This is a genomic window from Pseudomonas sp. S150 (assembly GCF_004526365.1).
Lineage (GTDB): Bacteria > Pseudomonadota > Gammaproteobacteria > Pseudomonadales > Pseudomonadaceae > Aquipseudomonas > Aquipseudomonas putida_A.
The window spans coordinates 3,074,947-3,090,842 of sequence record NZ_CP038207.1 but is presented as its reverse complement, the minus strand read 5'-3'; the positions used below and the strand labels follow the sequence as shown (position 1 = coordinate 3,090,842).

General features: G+C 57.9%; 19 protein-coding genes and 2 pseudogenes. 10 read left to right on the top strand and 11 right to left on the bottom strand.

Annotation, left to right across the window (positions count from 1 at the left end; all coding sequences use genetic code 11):
- Positions 1-14: 14 nt before the first annotated feature.
- Positions 15-893, bottom strand: a complete 879-nt coding sequence (locus E3Z29_RS14170; RefSeq protein ID WP_098968217.1) for a LysR substrate-binding domain-containing protein — start codon at positions 891-893, stop codon at positions 15-17.
- A gap of 105 nt (positions 894-998) precedes the next feature.
- On the opposite strand from E3Z29_RS14170, the gene E3Z29_RS14165 reads away from it, so the two are divergent.
- Positions 999-1,607 carry a LysE family translocator gene (locus tag E3Z29_RS14165; protein ID WP_134786058.1) on the top strand — a complete coding sequence of 203 codons (609 nt, stop codon included), beginning with the start codon at positions 999-1,001 and terminating at the stop codon, positions 1,605-1,607.
- A 23-nt stretch (positions 1,608-1,630) separates the two neighbouring features.
- Here the strand turns inward: E3Z29_RS14165 and E3Z29_RS14160 are convergent.
- The 3 genes and pseudogenes from E3Z29_RS14160 to E3Z29_RS14150 all read right to left on the bottom strand — a co-directional run.
- A pseudogene (locus E3Z29_RS14160) lies at positions 1,631-2,449 on the bottom strand (TIGR03915 family putative DNA repair protein); the annotation flags it as partial.
- Positions 2,446-3,666 carry a putative DNA modification/repair radical SAM protein gene (locus E3Z29_RS14155; RefSeq protein ID WP_134786057.1) on the bottom strand — a complete coding sequence of 407 codons (1,221 nt, stop codon included), beginning with the start codon at positions 3,664-3,666 and terminating at the stop codon, positions 2,446-2,448. The pseudogene E3Z29_RS14160 and the gene E3Z29_RS14155, both read right to left, overlap by 4 nt.
- Before the next feature lie 147 nt (positions 3,667-3,813).
- Entirely contained in the window at positions 3,814-4,572 is a 759-nt protein-coding gene (locus tag E3Z29_RS14150; protein WP_134786056.1) for a helix-turn-helix transcriptional regulator, read from the bottom strand.
- 78 nt (positions 4,573-4,650) lie between these two features.
- Between E3Z29_RS14150 and E3Z29_RS14145 the strand changes: the two genes are divergently transcribed.
- Positions 4,651-5,754 (top strand): cytochrome P450, encoded by a 1,104-nt coding sequence (locus E3Z29_RS14145; protein ID WP_134786055.1) that lies wholly within the window; start codon positions 4,651-4,653, stop codon positions 5,752-5,754.
- Here E3Z29_RS14145 and dmeF read toward each other — a convergent pair.
- Positions 5,751-6,686 carry a CDF family Co(II)/Ni(II) efflux transporter DmeF gene (gene dmeF, locus E3Z29_RS14140; protein ID WP_134786054.1) on the bottom strand — a complete coding sequence of 312 codons (936 nt, stop codon included), beginning with the start codon at positions 6,684-6,686 and terminating at the stop codon, positions 5,751-5,753. The genes E3Z29_RS14145 and dmeF overlap by 4 nt on opposite strands.
- A 12-nt stretch (positions 6,687-6,698) precedes the next feature.
- The gene (locus E3Z29_RS14135) at positions 6,699-6,974 is read right to left on the bottom strand and encodes a metal/formaldehyde-sensitive transcriptional repressor (RefSeq protein ID WP_134786053.1); all 276 of its coding nucleotides are present in this window, start codon (positions 6,972-6,974) and stop codon (positions 6,699-6,701) included.
- A gap of 623 nt (positions 6,975-7,597) precedes the next feature.
- Here E3Z29_RS14135 and E3Z29_RS14125 point away from each other — a divergent pair.
- Entirely contained in the window at positions 7,598-7,975 is a 378-nt protein-coding gene (locus E3Z29_RS14125) for a DUF6124 family protein (RefSeq protein WP_134786052.1), read from the top strand.
- 157 nt (positions 7,976-8,132) lie between these two features.
- Positions 8,133-8,402 carry a hypothetical protein gene (locus E3Z29_RS14120; RefSeq protein WP_134786051.1) on the top strand — a complete coding sequence of 90 codons (270 nt, stop codon included), beginning with the start codon at positions 8,133-8,135 and terminating at the stop codon, positions 8,400-8,402.
- 126 nt (positions 8,403-8,528) lie between these two features.
- Here the strand turns inward: E3Z29_RS14120 and E3Z29_RS14115 are convergent.
- A pseudogene (locus E3Z29_RS14115) lies at positions 8,529-8,705 on the bottom strand (FKBP-type peptidyl-prolyl cis-trans isomerase); the annotation flags it as partial.
- Between the two features lie 40 nt (positions 8,706-8,745).
- The gene (locus E3Z29_RS14110) at positions 8,746-9,360 is read right to left on the bottom strand and encodes a hypothetical protein (RefSeq protein WP_134786050.1); all 615 of its coding nucleotides are present in this window, start codon (positions 9,358-9,360) and stop codon (positions 8,746-8,748) included.
- A gap of 148 nt (positions 9,361-9,508) precedes the next feature.
- Between E3Z29_RS14110 and E3Z29_RS29400 the strand changes: the two genes are divergently transcribed.
- Together E3Z29_RS29400 and E3Z29_RS14105 are read left to right on the top strand one after the other, a co-directional pair.
- Complete coding sequence (locus E3Z29_RS29400) at positions 9,509-9,682, top strand: hypothetical protein (protein WP_167734120.1); 174 nt, start codon at positions 9,509-9,511, stop codon at positions 9,680-9,682.
- Positions 9,683-10,335: 653 nt separating this feature from the next.
- On the top strand, positions 10,336-10,614 hold the full coding sequence (locus tag E3Z29_RS14105; RefSeq protein WP_134786049.1) for a hypothetical protein: 279 nt from the start codon (positions 10,336-10,338) through the stop codon (positions 10,612-10,614).
- A gap of 83 nt (positions 10,615-10,697) precedes the next feature.
- On the opposite strand, the gene E3Z29_RS14100 is transcribed toward E3Z29_RS14105, so the two are convergent.
- The gene (locus E3Z29_RS14100; RefSeq protein ID WP_134786048.1) at positions 10,698-11,006 is read right to left on the bottom strand and encodes a hypothetical protein; all 309 of its coding nucleotides are present in this window, start codon (positions 11,004-11,006) and stop codon (positions 10,698-10,700) included.
- Between the two features lie 279 nt (positions 11,007-11,285).
- Between E3Z29_RS14100 and E3Z29_RS14095 the strand changes: the two genes are divergently transcribed.
- Together E3Z29_RS14095 and E3Z29_RS14090 are read left to right on the top strand one after the other, a co-directional pair.
- On the top strand, positions 11,286-12,626 hold the full coding sequence (locus E3Z29_RS14095; RefSeq protein ID WP_134787567.1) for an S-type pyocin domain-containing protein: 1,341 nt from the start codon (positions 11,286-11,288) through the stop codon (positions 12,624-12,626).
- Between the two features lie 7 nt (positions 12,627-12,633).
- Positions 12,634-12,885, top strand: coding sequence for a bacteriocin immunity protein (locus E3Z29_RS14090; RefSeq protein WP_134786047.1), 252 nt, complete (start codon positions 12,634-12,636; stop codon positions 12,883-12,885).
- A 292-nt stretch (positions 12,886-13,177) separates the two neighbouring features.
- On the opposite strand, the gene E3Z29_RS14080 is transcribed toward E3Z29_RS14090, so the two are convergent.
- A complete protein-coding gene (locus E3Z29_RS14080) occupies positions 13,178-13,516 on the bottom strand; it encodes an FKBP-type peptidyl-prolyl cis-trans isomerase (RefSeq protein ID WP_134786045.1) in 339 nt (112 codons plus the stop codon).
- A 163-nt stretch (positions 13,517-13,679) separates the two neighbouring features.
- Here E3Z29_RS14080 and E3Z29_RS14075 point away from each other — a divergent pair, with 163 nt between their 5' ends.
- The gene (locus E3Z29_RS14075) at positions 13,680-14,759 is read left to right on the top strand and encodes a sensor domain-containing diguanylate cyclase (RefSeq protein ID WP_134786044.1); all 1,080 of its coding nucleotides are present in this window, start codon (positions 13,680-13,682) and stop codon (positions 14,757-14,759) included.
- A gap of 9 nt (positions 14,760-14,768) precedes the next feature.
- On the opposite strand, the gene E3Z29_RS14070 is transcribed toward E3Z29_RS14075, so the two are convergent.
- Entirely contained in the window at positions 14,769-15,077 is a 309-nt protein-coding gene (locus tag E3Z29_RS14070) for an RcnB family protein (RefSeq protein WP_134786043.1), read from the bottom strand.
- A gap of 214 nt (positions 15,078-15,291) precedes the next feature.
- Here E3Z29_RS14070 and E3Z29_RS14065 point away from each other — a divergent pair, with 214 nt between their 5' ends.
- Positions 15,292-15,888, top strand: a complete 597-nt coding sequence (locus tag E3Z29_RS14065; protein ID WP_372241212.1) for a LemA family protein — start codon at positions 15,292-15,294, stop codon at positions 15,886-15,888.
- Positions 15,889-15,896: the final 8 nt, after the last annotated feature.

The following is a 15,896-nucleotide window of genomic DNA, read 5'->3' as shown; positions in this document are numbered from 1 at the left end:
CGATGGGGGCTTTTTCATGGGCGCTGTTGCTGTAGCCACTCAATCAACACTTTGGTGTGCGCCGACGCTTGCGGGGCAACGCCGTAGTAATAGCGTGGCAGCGGCATGCGCAGATCCGGCAACGGACAGATCAGGCGACCACTCGACAAATGCGTGCCGAGCAAAGTAGTCGGACACAGCGCGATGCCCTCGCCCGCCACGGCCGCTTCCAGCACCCGGTGCATGTAATCAAACTGGCGGATCACCTGGCTACTGCTCTGGCTCTGGCCAAAATGCATGGCCCAGTGGTGCCAGTCTTCACGCCGCGCCCTGACGGTCAGCAAGGTATGCGCACTGAGGCCGGCGAGATTTGTCAGTGGCAGTCGCTCAATCAATGCCGGCGCCGCGACCATGACCAATTCATCCTCGAACAACGCGTGCGCCTCCAGCGTCGGCGCCCAATCGTCACGGCCCCGGCGGATGACAATGTCGAAATCGTCGCGGGCCGGATCCGGCGATTGAGTCTGCGTGACGACCTGGGTGTCGATGTGCGGATGCTGCACCGAAAAGTCCGCCAAACGAGGCGTCAGCCATAACAGGGCGAAGGACGGCCGGACATTGATCGTGATCGTCGGCCGCGCTGCCTGTCGCCTCAACTCGGCAGCGGCGTCGGCAATCTGCGCCAGACCGGCGCTGACTTGCTGATAAAAAAGCTCACCCGCCGGCGTCAGCAGCGACTGCCTGATGCGCCGTTCAAACAACAAAACGCCCAGATGTTCTTCAAGCAATTTGACGTGGCGGCTGACCGCACTATGGCTGACATGCAGCTCGTCGGCCGCCAGGCTGAAACTCTGATGACGAGCAGCCACAGCGAAGGCGCGAACCGCATTGAGCGGGGGAAGTGAATTTTTCATGGGTCTAATTTAGTCACATATGCACTGCATTTAAAGCGTTTGTCAGCGCGTCGCCTCCACGCCAATCTGCCCGCACGCAGATACGCGAATCGACGGAGCAACATCATGCACAGTTACGGACTCTTTGTACTGTTCGCCGCCCTGACCATTTTGAGCCCCGGCCCGGGCGTGGTGCTGACCCTGTCCAACGCCGTGCGCCTGGGCTGGACCGGCGCAGTACCCGGCATTCTGGGCATCGCCTCGGGCGCTTTCGTGGTGGCTGCCCTCAGCGCCACCAGCGTCGGCTTGATCCTCAGCGCCTCGGCCGAGGCGTTTACCGTGCTGAAATACGCCGGAGCTGCATACCTGTTGTACTTGGGCTTCAAGAGCTGGCGTTCAGATCGTTTCCGTAGCCTGCAGCAGGTTCGCCCTTCTCGTCCGGGCTACCGTTTTCTCGAAGCCGCGTCCCTGCAGTTTCTCAATCCGAAAGCGATCTTCTTCTTTCTGGCCGTATTCCCGCAGTTCATCGACACTGAACAGGTTTTTTACCCGCAGTTCTTCAAACTGGTGGCCTCTTACGCGGTGCTGGTAATTCTGGTGCACGGCAGCTACGCCCTGCTCGCCAATGCGGCCAAAGGCTGGCTGTCGAGCCCGAAAGGATCCTGGCTGGCGGCAAAAGTCTCGGGCGTGACCTTTGCCGGTTTTGGTCTGCTGATGGCATCGGCAACCCGCTGATCGACCTGCTCAGGCTCATTCTGTTTCAAGGCAATTCGCTTGCCGGCTCGCGCGGCTATCCCGCTGGCCTGACCATTTTGCTGTTTGCCCGTGCGCGCCTGGGTAATCAGCCCGGGAATCAACTCCCCTTCCGGCAGATTCTTCCAGAACCGCATCGGCAAATGCCCTTGCATGACCTTCTCGTTCAATCGCGCCGGGTTGAAGATGTGGCTGTAGTACGTCAGCCATAACTCGCCGTGCGGATCATCGACGTTCTGCGCCAGTTGCTGCCATTCCACCGGGCACTGGCGCTGATGAATCAACTGTTCACCGTCGTAATAAACCCCGTCACGCGGCGTGGCGATCAACCAGCGATGCCGGCCCATGCGTCCGATGAAATGTTCGCTGGCACTGTGCAGGATGTCGTGGGCCGGTTCGTGCCACGCGACGTATTGCGGGCCTGGCTGATCCTGCGGGCGTTCGATGAAACGCACGAACGCATGCAAATGGTGGGCTTCGCGCTGCACCTGCTTGATCCGCCGCTGCAACTCGCTGCCAAGCTTGTCGCCGGCCATCATCGCCGTGCGATCGCCATGGCTGACTCGCCACAGCACTTCATACAACAGACTCCAGCGCTGGTCGCCCCGGTAGCGCGCGGCTTGCTCCAGGGTGTCGAGCAGTGCGCGGGGGATGCGTGCCTGAAACGGCCCCTGCCCCTCGGGCACCGAAACGTCACTGGCAAACAGATCGCTCACCCCTTCCGACGCCCAACTCACCAGACTCGGGTCGACTTCATGGCTGAGCAGCCAGCGTGCCTGCTGGCGCCAGGTGTCGAACAGGTCGTCGCAATCGAGATTGATCATCCCCACAACCCCATCTGCTGCGGCTGCGGCCGGTCGCGCAGTTGCTGGTAAAGCATATGACTGGTGACTTCGGCCTGTTGCGGGTGGTAGTCGCTGGTGATGATGAACGGCTTGGCCTTGGCCAGCACACAACGCATGCGCGCCACATCTTCGTAGCGGATGCGCCGTTGCTGGCGCAATTGCACCAGACGTTCGGTTGTACGCAGGCCGATGCCGGGGATTCGTGCGATCAGCGACGGCTCGGCGCGGTTCAGGTCCAGCGGAAACACCTCGCGATTCTGCAGCGCCCAAGCCAGTTTCGGATCGATATCCAGCGCCAGATTACCCGGGCCCTTGAGCAACTCATCGGCGCTGTAGCCGTAGCTGCGCAAGAGGAAATCGGCTTGATACAAACGATGTTCGCGCATCAGCGGTGGTGCGGCCAATGGCACGCTTTTCGGGCTATAGGGAATCGGGCTGAAGGCCGAATAGTAGACGCGCCGCAAGCGGTAGTTGCCATACAGCGACTGGGCGCTGTGCAGGATCGTGCTGTCGTCGGTGTCATCCGCGCCGACGATCATTTGCGTGCTCTGCCCGGCGGGAGCGAATTTTGCCGAACGCGGTTCGTTGAGCACCGTTTGTACGCCGGTGTAAATGGTGTTCATTGCCTGCTTGATCGAACCGATCTGCTTCTCCGGCGCCAGGGTTTGCAGGCTGGCATCAGTGGGCAGTTCAATGTTGACGCTGAGGCGATCGGCATAACGCCCGGCCTCTTCGATCAATGCCGGATCGGCCTCGGGAATGGTCTTGAGGTGAATGTAGCCGCGAAACTCGTGCTGCTCGCGCAACAGCTTCGCCACGCGCACCAGTTGTTCCATGGTGTAGTCCGCCGAACGGATGATCCCCGAACTGAGAAACAGCCCGCTGACGCAGTTACGCCGATAGAAATCCAGGGTCAGCGTGACCACTTCCTCGGGGGTGAAGCGTGCGCGCGGCACATCGCTGGAGCGGCGGTTGACGCAATACTGGCAGTCGTAGAGACAGAAATTGGTCAGGAGGATTTTCAGCAGCGACACGCAACGGCCGTCCGGCGTGTAGCTGTGGCAGATGCCCATGCCATCGGTCGAGCCCAACCCGCTCTTGCCTTCGGAGCTGCGCTTGGGCGCACCGCTGCTGGCGCAGGAGGCGTCGTACTTGGCGGCGTCGGCGAGAATGCTGAGCTTGTCGATGATTTGCATGGCGCGGGCTCTTTACTGTGTGGATATACAGTATAGGTCCGAGCACGGGGTTACAAGGTGCCAGAAGCGCACCTCGTCGGGCAGAAGCTCAAGATCAAAGGATCGCAGCCTTCGGCAGCTCCTACATGGATTGGGCAGGGTCGAGATTTATCGGGTGTACGCGATTACTGTAGGAGCTGCCGCAGGCTGCGATCTTTTGATCTTCGCGTCTAAAGGCAACTCAAGACCAAACCGCTTACCCATTTCCTTTCGCCCCGCCACGGTGAGCGCCAACGCTCGACTATCAAGATCCTGCGTCACCCACTTGCGTTTCAACGCCATCTGCAACAACGCCGCGCCCAACGATCCGCCCAGATGCGGCCGGCGCATGCTCCAGTCCAGGCACGGGCAAGCAAACTTGCGGCGCAAGGTACTCAAGTCCTGCACCTCAATTCCCAAGCTCGCAAACAACGCGTCGCCGGTGCCGCTCAAGCGATAAACCCGCTCATCGGTTTCCACCAGCCACCCCGCCTCGAGCAAACGGTCGTGGAGCAACACCGCGAGCGTCCCAGCCATGTGGTCGTAGCAGGTGCGGGCGAATTGCAGGCGATCCGGGGTGTGCGGCTTGAAGCCCGGCGCGGCGTTCTGTCCGATCACCATCAACGCTTCCAGCGCCTGAGCCACCCGCTGATCGGCGAGGCTGTAATAACGATGGCGGCCCTGCACGTGCAGGCGCACCAGTGCCAGATCCTTGAGCTTGGCCAGATGTGCACTGGCGGTGGAGGCGCTGACTTCCGCCACGGCCGCTAATTCAGTGCTGGTGCGGGCGTGGCCGTCCATCAGCGAGCAGAGAATTTTCGTGCGTGCCGGTTCGGCGATGGCGGCCGCCACCTGCGAAACGCCGATGTCTTGATGTTCTGCGTGCATATTTCGCTCCCCGACGAATCGTCGTCGCTGCGAACTGAAGATACTCGCATCACTTTCCCGACCACAAGGCTGTGAACCATGGACCCGATCATCGCTGCGACGCATGCCGATCCCTACCCCTACTACGCCAAACTGCGCGCCGAGGGCGGACTGACCTTTGATCATGGATTGAAGCTGTGGGTCGCCAGCAGCGCCCGAGCGGTGCGTGCGGTGCTGACGCATGCCGATTGTCGGGTGCGACCGTTGCAGGAACCGGTGCCCAAGGCGATTGCCTCGGGGCTGGCCGGCAAGGTGTTCGGGCAGTTGATGCGGATGAACGATGGCGAACGTCAGCGCTGTCCGCGTGCGGCAATCGAGCCGTCACTGCAGTTGATAGATGACGAGCAGGTACGCGCACTGGTGGCCGCGCGTCTGATTACAGCGGACGCCGACGGCTTAAATAAGGCGATGTTTCGCGGCCCGGTGTGCGTGGTCGCGGCGCTGCTCGGCTTCACCCCGGCGCAGGGCCGGGCGATCAGTGATCTGACCGCGGACTTCGTCGCCTGCCTGTCGCCGCTGAGCAATGACCTGCAACTGGCGGCGGCGCATGCGGCGGCGGAGCAATTGCGCGGTTACTTCGTCGAGTTGCTGGCCGAACCTCCTAGCGATTTGCTCAAGGCCGTCGGGCAGCGATTTGATGGCGATGAGGAGACCATGATTGCCAACCTGATCGGCCTCTGTTCGCAGACGCTCGAGGCCAGTGCGGGACTGATCGGCAATGCACTGATTGCGCTGCGACGTCAGCCCGAATTGCGCCATGCCTCAGTGGACGCACTGTTGGCCGAGGTTCAGCGCTTTGATCCGCCAGTGCAGAACACTCGGCGCTTTGTCGCGCAGACTTGCGAGATCAATGGCGTGCGGCTTGAGGCCGGTGAGGTGATTCTGGTGCTGCTGGCCTCGGCCAACCGCGACCCTTTGTTGAATGCAGAGCCCGAGCGGTTTCTGCTGGATCGTCCTGACCGGCGCAGTTTCAGCTTTGGCAGCGGCCGGCATCAGTGTCCGGGGCAGACGCTGGCGTTGAGCATTGCCGCTGCGACTGTCAGAGAAATCCTTGATCAGGGTATGAATCTGCAACAACTGACGTGGCATTACCGCCCATCGCTCAATGGGCGGATTCCACTGTTCAGCGCAATGCAGCCTTAAGCGCTGCGCAGCTCAATGGTCAGGTGCGACAGCTCATGCACCGGCGCCAGCCGCTCGCGGATCGCCTCCGCTGTCACGCCCGCCGCCGCGACCACACTGACAATCGCCGCCCGCGCCTGCGGGCCGACCTGCCAGACATGCAGGTCGCTGATGCGCACGTTGTCCGAGGTTTCCAGCAGTTCGCGAATCTCTGCGGCAACCGGTTCGTCGGTGGTGTCGAGCAGCACCGCAGCGCTGTCGCGCATCAGGTTGTAAGCCCATTTCGCGATGACAATGGAGCCGACAATTCCCATCGCCGGGTCCAGCCACACCCAACCGAGGTAACGCCCGGCCAGCAACGCGGCAATCGCCAGCACCGAGGTCAGGGCATCGGCCAGTACATGGACATAGGCTGAACGCAGATTGTTGTCGTGATGGTGATGATGATCGTGGCCGTGCGCGTGATCATGCTGATGGCCATGGTCGTGGCCGTGATGGCCAATCAGCAGGAAGGCGCTGAGGATGTTTACGCCCAACCCGACAATCGCGATCAGGGTCGCTTCGCCGAACGCCACGGTAGTTGGTTCAAACAAGCGAAAAATCGACTCGCCGGCAATGCCCAGCGACACCAGCCCCAGCACCATGGCTGAAGCAAAACCGGCCAGATCGCCGACCTTGCCGGTGCCGAAACTGTAGCGGCGGTTGTTGGCGTTGCGCCGGGCGAAACCATAGGCCGCAGCAGCAATGCCCAACGCCCCGGCATGGGTCGCCATGTGGAAACCGTCGGCCAGCAGGGCCATGGAGCCGGTGAGATAACCGGCGGCGATCTCGCCGATCATCATCACAAATGTCAGTGCCACCACCCACAGGGTGCGGCGGGCGTTTTCGTCGTGAGACGCGCCGAGGAATTGGTGATCGTGGCTGAAACGCTCAGCACTTGGGGTCAGGCTCATGATACGGATGCTCTATTTGGAATAACGGCGGATGGCTTGCAACAGATCTTCGGCGCCCTGAGCGCGCTGTTCATCGGTGAGATCGGGATGCGCCACGTGCTCACGGGTGTGGGCCTCAATGAACTGCTCCATCAACCCGTTGACCGCCCCGCGAATCGCCGCCACCAGATGCAAGGTCTTGGCGCAATCGGCATCGCCCTCGAGCGCTTTCTCGACGGCCTGTACCTGGCCGGCAATGCGTCGTACACGGTTGAGCAGATCGTCCTTGTGTTCATGAATGTGCGACATACCTATACCCCCTACCCCTATGTGGCGCGCATAGTCGCCGAAGGCTTGGGCAATCGCAAGCTCGGTGAGTGTTCAAAGGATGAACGGGATGCGGAAAGCGACCTCACTCCCGTTGTAGGAGTGAGCCTGCTCGCGATAGCGGTGTGTCTGGAAACAAAGATGCTGGATGTACCGGCCCCTTCGCGAGCAGGCTCACTCCTACATTTTTCCGGTGGGTGCTCGGGTTCCGCGCCGTAAGCAGATTCCCCTGTAGGAGCCAGCCTGCTGGCGATCGCAGCCTGAAAAATGCAGCATCATTTCGGCATCATCCAAGAGGCTACATCGCCTTGCGCCTTTGCCTACAACTGCGCCAGAATCCGCCGGCTTGTGCGGTTTGGGGGGCATCGGTAACTTGGCTCGCGTCACTGAATGATCAGTGATCGGGTTTAGTCGCTCGGTGTTATCTCAAGTTCGCAAGCTGTTATTCAGTCAGGCATCTCTACGCCTGCGCTCAATGGCGGCTGTGCGCAGGGCGCCTTCGGGCGCGCCAGTAATGCTTGGGTACTGGTCGACTAACCTGCGTACAGCTGCCACCTATTGTTTAGTCGCAAGTGCGTGTCAGCCTCATTGAGGTTACCCAGCAAATGTTTAAAGTGACGCCAAATCCGCCTGAAGCGGACGCAATACCTGACCCGGAATCAACATCCCCCTACTCCGACCCCAATTCCAGAAAACTCCACGAAGCCGCCGAACGCGCCCTCGATCACTACCTGAAACCGCAAGCCCCGCCCGAGCGCAAACCCAGCCACATGTTTGTCGTCGCCCCGAACATGGACAACGAAGAACTGCTGGCCCACGCCTGCGAATCCATGGCCTCGGCCAGCATCATGCTCAGCGACTTCGCCAGCCTGCTCGACACGCCCTACCGCAACACCGTGCTCGGCATCCAGCAAGTGGTGATGCTAGGCGAACTCGCCGTCAACCGCGCCCTCGACAACCTCGAGCCCCCGATCAGCAATTGAAAAAGCGTCCCCGTGGCGAGGGAGCTTGCTCCCGCTCGACTGCACAGCAGTCGAAAATCCGGATCCGAACCGGATCGATGGGGCTTGGGGTCGCTTCGCAACCCAGCGGGAGCAAGCTCCCTCGCCACAAGAAAAACGACGCAAAGGAGAATTTCACATGGCCAATAAAACAGATGCCCACGTCGTCGCCGCATTAGTCGCCATGGGCCTCAACGAACGGGATCGCCGCTGGGCGCAGAACGCATGCCTGGTGTTGTTTGAAAGCGAGCAGGAAACAATTGTGGCCTCGGCCGTGAACGCTCTAGGGAAACTTGATGGGCTTGAAATGGAGGCTGTGCTGCCAGCGCTGCAGCGGGTGAAACGCCGTTTTCCTGCACTGGAACGGACGGTGGCAGAAACGTTGGGCGAGATTGCGATGGTTGCCTGAGTAAAAATGGCGAGGGCTTGATGGATCGCGGAGCAATGCCCCAACAAGGCCTGCTGCGCAGTCCATCGGGGATAAATCCCTTCGCCACAGGTTGCATGGACACTGATTGATCGGCGTTTATTCGCCTCAATCGTCCCGCGTCAAAACCTCCAGCAACTCGATCTCAAACACCAGATTCGAATTCGGCGGAATCTTGCCCATCGTCCGCTCGCCATACCCCAGATGCGCCGGCACCAGCAGTTTGCGCTTGCCGCCCACTTGCATGCCCATCAGCCCCTGATCCCAGCCTTTTCGGATATGACCCCGAACGAAACGGGCTTGGCTCAGATGCCGCAGGCGATTGTTACTTGGCTGTGGCGGCGGCGATATCGAAGTCCGGATGCAGCACGTACGCACGGCCAACGGCGGTTAAGACCACGAATTTCCCGGATGCAGAGTATTCGAACGAAATCATTTCCCTTGCTTCAAGCACATCTAACGCGCCATCCGTCTGCAAGAACGTAAGACCGGTGTGAGTCGGAATCGCCGTCGTTGGGCACGTCTTGCCTGCACTACCATAGATGGCAATAGTCCCTATCACCCTATCCTGCACAGTAGTCAGAGGGAGCAACGCCGGAGCTTTCAACTCTGCAATCTTCGCATAAGCGGTGTTTAGTTCTTTCTCAGCATCCTCTAAAGCTCGGTTCGCATCGTTGATGCCCCAAAGCCCAACCCCGATAAGAAGCAAGACACAGATAGTCAGGCCAACAAGCATCCAAAGCTGAATGGGGAAAGACTGCTCCAACAAGCTCCACGTGTTTGCCAACCCAGTACCTACAGCTGTAGATGCGGAGCCGAAAAGTGAAACATCGTAATAGTTATCGAAGATTTTCGTAGCGATCCAAGCCGCGAGGGTGCCGCCTGTCCACCCCAGAATTTTCTTCAGTCTCGACCTCTGCGCTGCGTCGCTCGTCTGCATGTGAACTCCCGTACCCGCCCGATTTCGCGGATGTTAACAGAGTCATTCCTCTGAAAACGAACCGATGTGGCACACCCAAGCGACACAACCCTTGAAGCCGCTTGAAGGCACACATACTGTACGCACACACAGTGCAAGAGTTAGCGGCATGAGTGACGACTTCGTGGGCATGGTGGATGATGGGTTGATCGATGAAACGGGGTTCGAGCTGGGAATGCCGACGCACACGGAAATGCTCCAGCGCTACAACTTACTACTGGAAGCTGAGCTGACAACGTGTCAACGCGACTTGCTGAAAGCCATAAGGACATTGCAGGGTTGATCGTGATGTACCAGGGGAGCGTGGCCGAATTGTCAGGACTGAAGGTTGAACACGAGAGGATCACCCGATGCTTGAGCGAGCGCTATGAAGCCGACCGGGACAGCAAACCGACACTCGGGTATGCCTACGGTGATTATGAAAGAGGTGATGTGGGGAATGAGCAAATGCCGCCCCTGAGCGTCAATTTCTTGTGATAGGGTTCGCGCCCGCAAAAATCCTCTAAACCATCTTTTCCGACTGAAAAACAGTGACAAACGGTGCAGCTCAGCAGGTTCGCGGCCTACACGGGAATTCTTGGTTTCTTACACAATTTAAGCACAGGGTTATCCACAGACAGTACGTTGTAAGCCCCGCAAAAACGCATTATCTTGTAGCCAGCGCCAAGCAACATCCCTACATATGGGGTTTTTGGTGACTATCGGGCCTCGTATAGAGGCAGGGAAAGGAAGAAAGCTTGCAGGTGAATACGGCTTTAGTTGTGGCGACCGAGACCGTATCCACCCGCACCAATCCAGAACCTAAAACCGAAATGAATCGTCGGCCCTGACGGTTGATCATTGAGCCAAAGATGAATGTGTTTAGCAACCATTGATTCGGCCCGTTGGTCTCCTCAGGAACGACAACCTAATGTTGTACCAATGGGGATTACGGCCATGCCGACTCTGCTTATCACCTGCAACGCAGGTAAATTGGGCACCAAACGTCAACAGCTGATCGCTGAGATCTACAAATTCTCAGCTACTCGGCTTACGCCTTCGGTTTTCGCAATTCAGACGGACTGCACTCCCAAGGAAATTTTCAAGCGACTTAAACCCTTCATCGAGCATGACGAAAGCCTGTACGTTTCCCAGATCGATGCGACTGTCGGTCACGGGGACTCGGACGTGAACAAATGGCTGGAGATGAACCTCAACGGTGGAACTCTTCACTGAGACGAGGAAGCCCCGGAAACGGGGCTTTTGCATCATGATCAGGCAGCTTTTCAAAACATTGTTATATAAACCAATCAGGCCGTTCATTTGACACTAACGGCTACACACTCGGCGTTCTTTGTTTCATACCAAGGGGAAGCAAGACGTTGCAACCCTTGCTGAGCTATTGCAGCGACAAAAAGACAGGCATCAAGATTCTGAACATTGTAATCAACTTTACGCGAGCAGTTATAAATCCAAGCCTTGCATATAGTAACTTGCATTACAGCACCCTCACGTGTGTAACCTGTGGTTGAAGTTGCGATACTAGTTTGCTCTATCTTGTTGGCTGCAATTGCAGCGACAACCAGAACCAGAACACCTACACCAATCCACTTGATGACTTTACTCATTCTTACGCCTGTATTTTCTGATTAAAAGAATCCCAAGCACTGGAGGTTAGCAGAGAATACAGTCGCGAAATCCACCACTTTATAGCTAGTGGCCACCATTCAAACGCTTTCCCCAAGAGTTTATCCTTCGCCCCTCAGCAAACGACACGAAATACAGGGAACCATCTGCAAGGCTTTTGGGATTAGTCCTACAGCCACCGCGTTCACTTCTGGATAACGTCAATGCTGCCCCAGCTTCGGCTGGAACTCACCAAGGAAGAAAGGAAGAAAGGAAGCTGCATGTCTGGCTATGTACCCAACCCACCAAAGGGCTACCGCTACAGCGGCGTTGAGCCTGTTGATATGCACGCCCAGCGTTGGGCTGATTACAAAGACCTTCCCCCCAAAGAGGAAGCCAAGCCAAATAGCTTGGGGTGTGTGTTCGCCAAGAGCTGCGATCTTCCAGACGGCGTGATCGACCACAAGAATCCAGCCGGATTCGTCCCCGTCGAGAAGGTGGCTAACTACGGCGAGTTTGCCATTCTCGGCGGCAATGAAACGGATGCAGACGGGAACATCCCGCTCAAGAAAATCAGTGGTAACGCTCTACCAACTGCACTGGGCAGCCTTCTATTAGGTGGTGCTGCGGCTGCTGGTGCGTCTTGTGGTGGCCTGTGTACTGCCGGAGTTGCTGTTGCTGGCGGGAATGCTGCAACGAGTGCAGGTGCTGCGGGAGCTGCGGGTGCGGGAGCTGGAATAGTTACTGCTGGCGTAGTTCTTGGCTCTTTACTGGGCGCTATCGGGCTGATGGTGCCCGGTAATCTCGGAGACAGCAGCTTGTACTCCGAAGAGCAACTGAAGGCGTTAAAGGAAGGCCGCACACGGGTTCGGATTCACGTAGAACAGCAAGCAGATGGCACTCTGAAAGGGTATGGGTACAACACCCAGAACCGCACTGACTGGGAGATGATTCCGGTTGTGCAATTTGTGGAGCAAGGTTCTCAACAAGTGGCGGACTTTGGCGATGGTGTGACCCTGATCTGGACACCAGCCGTTGACCCGTCCAGCACGTCAGGCATCCCACCGTTAGAGGGTGCACCTCAAGCCCCGCAGATCTGGATTTATCCGCCGTCCGAAAAAGCGGATAGCATCATCGTCAACCCGATCTATCCGCCCGAGTACAAAGACTTCATCCTCGTGTTCCCGGCGGATTCTGGCATACAGCCGCTATACATTGTCATCAGCGCTCGCTACTCACCGGGCGTTGTCACGGGTCGCGGCGAGGATGTCTCTGGTATATGGCTTGCTGGCGCTACAACAGGGCTAGGTGCACCTATCCCTACCCGAATAGCGGATTCATTAAGAGGACAAACCTTTAAAAGCTTCGATACTTTCAGAGGTGCGTTCTGGAGAGCAGTTAGCAACGATCCTGAGCTATTTAGCCAACTGAGTGCGGACGATCAGGCGCGTGTGCTAACTGGTAACGCCCCTACTGTTCGATTCAGAGACTCGGTAGGCAAACGGGTTACCTATGAAATACACCATGTCGAGCTAATTAAAGATGGCGGCGCGGTCTATGACGTGGATAACTTAAGGGTTAACACCCCACGAAATCACATTGATCTTCACAGAAGGAAATAGGCACAGCATGGAAAATATTTCTGACTTTACCGAAGCCGAATTCATTGCCTTTATCAAAAATATACGTGTCGTTAACAAAGGAGGCACGGACGAAGAGCTTGGCGAGTTGCTTGAAAAGTTCAGTCGACTTGCGGGGCATCCAGATGGCTACGACCTGATTTTCCACCCGGAACCCGGGGCGGACAACTCTGCCGAAGGTGTAACACGAACAGTGAAGGAATGGCGTGCAGCTCAAGGCCTACCAGGCTTTAAGGAATGACAGCAAGCTAGAAACAATTGTGGCCTCGGCAGTGGCCGCTCTCGGGAAACTCGATGAGCTTGAGATGGAGGCTGTGCTGCCCGCGCTGCAGCGGGTGAAACGGCGGTTTCCGTCACTTGAAAGGACAGTGGCTGACACGTTGACCGAGATTGCGATGGTTGCCTGAGTAAAAATGGCGAGGGCTTGATGGATCGCGGAGCAATGCCCCAACAAGGCCTGCTGCGCAGTCCATCGGGGATAAATCCCCTCGCCACAGGTTGCATGGACACTGATTGATCGGCGTTTATTCGCCTCAATCGTCCCGCGTCAAAACCTCCAACAACTCAATCTCGAACACCAGATTCGAATGTGGCGGAATCTTGCCCATCGTCCGCTCGCCATAGCCCAGATGCGCCGGCACCAGCAGTTTGCGCTTGCCGCCCACTTGCATCCCCATCAGCCCCTGATCCCAACCCTTGATCACCCGGCCCGTTCCAATCACGCACTGAAAAGGTTTGCCTCGGCTGTGGGAAGAGTCGAACTCGCTGCCGTCTTCCAGCCAGCCGGTGTAGTGGGTGGTGATGAGCGCGCCTTTGACGGCAGCCTTGCCCTCGCCCACCTGAAGATCGATTACCTGCAGTTCATCATTCATGACATTCACTCTATTGCTCAACTGGCCGCCGTTTTCCCAGAAATGTCGGCTGTTCGCAACTCATTGACGAAAATTGGCGCTGTATCCGAAGTGACTGACAACCCATTAAGATAGCCAACCGCCATTACTTCACGGATCGATTCTTCATGCTGGCAGTTCCCGAATGACTTACCTCTGGATCAGCCTTGCCCTTGGCGTTGTCATGATTGGATTGATCGTCGTCTTGATCTGGCGAGCGCGCGGTTTGCGCAAGCAACTGGACGAATACCGCGAGTTGCTGACCCGCGCCGCCGAACGGCAGAACATCCATCAGGACGGTGACGCCGAGCGTTTCAAACGCAGCCAATATTTTGCGCGGATCGGCACTTGGGATTGGGAAGTCGACACCGATCGGCTGTACTGGTCAGACGCGATCTATGGCATGTTCGGGTTCAAGATCGGCGAGATCACGCCGTCTTATGCGCTGTTCTGCTCCTGCGTGCACCCGGACGACCGCGTCAGAGTGCGCGACGGTGAATTGCGTTGCCTGGAGACCGGTGAAAACCACGATGAGGAATACCGCGTGGTCTGGCCCGACGGCACGATTCGCTGGCTCCGCGAGACTGGTAATGTGGTGCGCAACGACCACGACGCCGTCATCAAAATGATGGGCGTGGTGCGCGACATTACCGAGGAGAAAGCCTCGGCGAGTTACCTCCAGCACCTCGCCCACTTCGACCCGTTGACCGGTCTGCCCAATCGTCTGGTGCTCGAGGAGCGTTTATCCGAAGCACTGGAACAGGCGCGCCGCAGCCTGACCCGGGTGGCACTGGTGTTTATCGATCTCAACGGTTTCAAGGCGATCAATGACCACTACGGTCATGCCGCCGGCGACCGCGTGCTGATCACCACTGCGACTCGTCTGAAACGCATCCTGCGCGCCACCGACACCGTCGCGCGGATTGGCGGCGACGAATTCGTGGTGATTCTGCAAGGCCTGGCCCCGAGCCTCAACCTGCAGGACGAAGCCCGCAGCATCTGTCAGAAAATTTTCATCGAACTGTCCCCACCGATCTGCATCGGCAACGACCAGCGCCATGTCGGTACCAGCCTTGGGGTCGCGGTGTTTCCGGACCATGCGCCAACCATGGATCGGCTGCTGCACATTGCCGATCTGGCGATGTATGAGGCCAAGCGCAGTGGGAATAATCAGTATCGTTTGGGGGGCGAGAGCCCTGCACGGATGCATGCGCAGGGCCTTTGAGTCCGGTGATTAACGCTCGACAGGCTGCATCTCAACGATGGTGCCATTGGTGATCATGACCATCACGTACTTGTCATTGATCTGCACCCACTGCGCCTGATCGACCGGGGCTTTCAAGCCTTTCTGTTTCCAGTTTTTCAACGCTTTGTCGCTGCGCTGATAAACGTCTGGGGCCCGGTCGTTGACCTTCAACTCACGGTCGCTGGTCGGCGACTGGACGGCAGGTTCGTTCGAGGTTTGCGCCGCTTGAACAAGTGGACTGATCCCGGCAATGCCGGCAACGAGGGCCAGGCTGGCGATTAGGGTTTTGGTGTTCATCGGTGAACCTCCTTCGGATGTGTGATACCTGAACTCCGACTGCGGAGGACTGGAATCATTCCTTGTTTTTTTGCCTGGGCTGGCTGGGGGATTGTAGTTGGCAGACAGGCAGCCTTCGCGCGCAGGCTCACTCCCACAGGATCCGGGCTCAACTGCATGCTTTTGCGCTAATATGCCGCGCGTAAAATCCCGCCGAGTGAATAAGGACATCACCGTGAACACCTATCTTGTCGTCAATCTGGTTTTGCTCGGTCTTTGCGCCCTCTACGCGGTTCGCGCATTCAACTCGCTGGTCGCACGCCGCAACGAAATCAAGAACGCCTTCGCGCAAGTCGAAGTCCAGCTCAAGCGTCGCTACGACCTGATTCCCAATCTGGTTGCCATTGCCAAGGGCGCTCTGGCCCACGAGCGCGAAACCCTTGAAGCCGTGATCGCGGCACGCAATGCCGCGGTGGCCGTACTTGAGGCCGCGCAGGCACAACCGGGGAACGCGCAAAACATCGAACATCTGGGTCAGGCCGACAGCGCGCTCAATACTGCCGTGGATCGTCTGAATGTCACGCTGGAGGCTTATCCCGATCTCAAGGCCTCGCAGAACATGCTGCAGTTGAGTGAAGAATTGAGCAGTACTGAAAACAGAGTGAGTTTTGCCCGCCAGGCTTACAACGATGCGGTGATGACCTACAACACCCTCAAGCAGAGTTTTCCGACAGTGTTGCTAGCCCCCAGCTTCGGCCATCGCGATGATGCGGCACCGCTCAAATTTGCCGACACTCTGGCGATCAAGACGGCTCCCAAAGTTTCTTTCTAACCCCCTTG